Source organism: Fretibacterium sp. OH1220_COT-178, assembly GCF_003860125.1.
Classification (GTDB): Bacteria; Synergistota; Synergistia; order Synergistales; family Aminobacteriaceae; genus CAJPSE01.
Map to the genome: position 1 here is coordinate 1 of NZ_RQYL01000055.1, position 2,684 is coordinate 2,684.

Here is a 2,684-nt window from a genome sequence, read left to right on the forward strand (position 1 = left end):
CCTGTCTCCTACGGGCATATCGATCCCTCCCTGCTCCTTCCCAATGGCCTCAATCCCTCTCGTCATAAAACCCTCTCTCGGCCCCGCAGAACCCGGGAGCCCCCGCCTCCAGCCTTCGCACCGCACACCCGCGTATCCGCAAGGTAGTCGTGGACGCAGCGCCCCGATCCGAACAGCCCCGGGAGCGCGTCCACAGACAGGACCGCCACCGCAAGCTTCGCATAAAAAGTCAGAATAATTCCCAGCTTTTCCCACCAACGATCCCATATGAAGCTCGGGGACGAGAAACGTATACCCAACGTGAAATCCATCGTAAAAACCAGGAGAGACACGGAGATCAAAAACGGCGCCTCACGCAGCAGCATGCGGACAATCCCCATCCGGCCACCCTCCAGGCAGACGATACGGACCCGGCCGACACCCTTGCCGATGCTCTGACCGCTGCGCCGCTGCTTCACGTAATTCATCAGAAGGTAAACGAACAGCGTGTAAAGAAGGTAAGAAAGCAATATGCCCCCAATCAAAAAAAACTCGGGATCTTCACCGTTGTTCCTCAAGCCGAAAAAACGGAAGAGCTGGAGCACGCCGTGCAAAATATAGTCCCGTACTCTGTCCGTAAAATCCATGACCAGAGTCAAAACGACAAAATCGATGGCCCGTGCGTATCCACGCCGCCACAAGGACACGGGCTCCAAAGCCCCTTCCTGCAACTCGTTTTCTCGACTCTCCCGGAAAGCCCCTGAACCATCCGCCTCGCTCAAGACGCTGGAGCTCGGCGACGGCGAAGATTCCGGCTCCACAGGCTTGAGGTCGCAGACCCAGGTCCCCGCAATTCGGTCGGGAATGCTCCGGCGGGACGCAAAAAATGCCGGAAGCAGACCGAGGACCGGGAGCGACACGCTGAGACAGTAGCCGAACGTCTTGTAGGAGGGCGGAGGACCGTAATACCGGGCGACGAAAAACGGCGTTATGGCAAGTATGAACAGGGCCTCCCGGCGGAATATGCGGCTGAACCCGAGGGGACGCAACGGACAGCCTTCATCCTCTCCCACATCCGCGATGCAAATTTGCGTCATCCTCTTGCCGATGCTCCGGCCGGAGCCGGACAAGCTCCAATAGTTGCTCAGGAAATAGATGGCGGCAAGACGGAGAAAAACCGCGCCCACCAAGACAGAAAACGCCAGTACATGAAACGCCGTCCCCTCCATCCGCACGCCGAGGATTCCTGAAAGTATGATGAAGACGGACTTGACCAGCTCTCTTCGCGTATGTCCCATAAGGAATTCAAAAAGCAGGAGCAGGACGATGAAATCGATAACCCGTGCGGCAGCCCGGATGCCCAGCGGCGCAGGTCTTTTCGATTCCAAATTTCTCCTCTTGGGCTCCTTGGCTTCCGATGCGTTCCCTCCCGTCGGTTCCAGTACCGTCTCGTCCATCGTATTGCCCCCTGTCCGGGTGAAAGTGGTATTTTTCGCTTCAGTGCCCCGACTTCCGTTTTGGATGCTGTCCGTTGTGGCTCCCGCTCACGCTCCGCCGCCACGAAAACCGGAGCCCGACGCCCTTGCAAAAGTGGTGAAAGTGGAATGGTCCATGATCGATTTTGAAATAAAATGGAAAGAAATGCCGACGAAAAAATATCGATTTGCGTTCGAAGTGTCAACGGGATTCAATAAACAGATGAGCGACTTTCATGGAACTTTGATAATATCGGCACAATCCTCCTTGCCGAAAACCCTTTTTACCGCTTCGCGCCTCTATTGTGGGGGAATGCTCAGATAGCCGAATTTTCCTTTTTCGTACCAGGGCACCTTTTGCCTCACTCTCACCAACAACGTGCCGCTCACGACTTCTTTCACCCCTATAGGCTCAAGCCACGTCGGCAGAGGGTACAATTTGCCCGTTCGGTCGATAAGGCTGTAGTTCTCGTGTTCATCCTCTACCACCATGTACCCCTCGCGGTACGCACCGCGGGGCGCCTCAGAGAACCGGAAGAGCAGCTTCCCCGTCTCGTCGATCACTCCAAATACATCCTCCATAGGTTTAGAGTCGGACAATAACACAGACGCCAACCCTTCAGAGAATTGGTAACAATCCGTCCAACCAGAGACATGGCGAATAGGATTCTCGAACAAAAAGTCGATGACCGTGTTGCCCTGCAGGTCCACGAACCCCACCTTGCCGTCGCGGCAGACCCCGATCCTCGGGTTGTCCTCCGCCTCCCCTCGTACAACACCATAGATGGCGTCGTACGAGGCGGGCAGGACCCAACGCCCCCTCCCGTCCAGCAGGCCGCTCTTGCCGTTCAGAACGGCGACGCAGGTCCCTCGAGGGCAGTCGTCCCACATCGACGGCTCGTCGAACACAAAGTCCGTGATCGCCTCGTTCCTGCCGTTCACGTACCCCCACTTGTCCCCGCTCTTTACCCCAAAGAGGTTCGCGCCGAAGATGTAGATAAACCTCTCGTACATGATCGGCAGCACGGTCTGCCCCTTCTCGTCGATGATCCCGTATAGGTCGCCGCTCTTCACAACACCAAATCCATCTTTGATCCCGCTGACAGACTGGTATCGGGGAGGAACGACAACTTTTCCAGTGAGGTCCACATAGCCCTCAAGGTTCCCGGGGCCTTCGAAATACGAGAGGACATCGGCAGGCGATACATATTTCGCGGAGAAATCCCTGAC

2 protein-coding genes are annotated in these 2,684 nt (G+C 56.4%); both read right to left on the reverse strand.

Annotated features, from left to right (window positions below):
* Window positions 1-62: 62 nt before the first annotated feature.
* The gene (locus EII26_RS12705) at window positions 63-1,436 is read right to left on the reverse strand and encodes an RDD family protein (RefSeq protein WP_124889525.1); all 1,374 of its coding nucleotides are present in this window, start codon (window positions 1,434-1,436) and stop codon (window positions 63-65) included.
* Between the two features lie 318 nt (window positions 1,437-1,754).
* Window positions 1,755-2,684: WG repeat-containing protein (locus EII26_RS12710; protein ID WP_148092578.1), on the reverse strand; the 930-nt coding region annotated here is incomplete at its 5' end.

Bases quoted from the DNA above. Each gene is read 5' to 3' on its own strand.
- EII26_RS12705 (WP_124889525.1), bottom strand. From the start codon at position 1,436: ATGGACGAGACGGTACTGGAACCGACGGGAGGGAACGCATCGGAAGCC.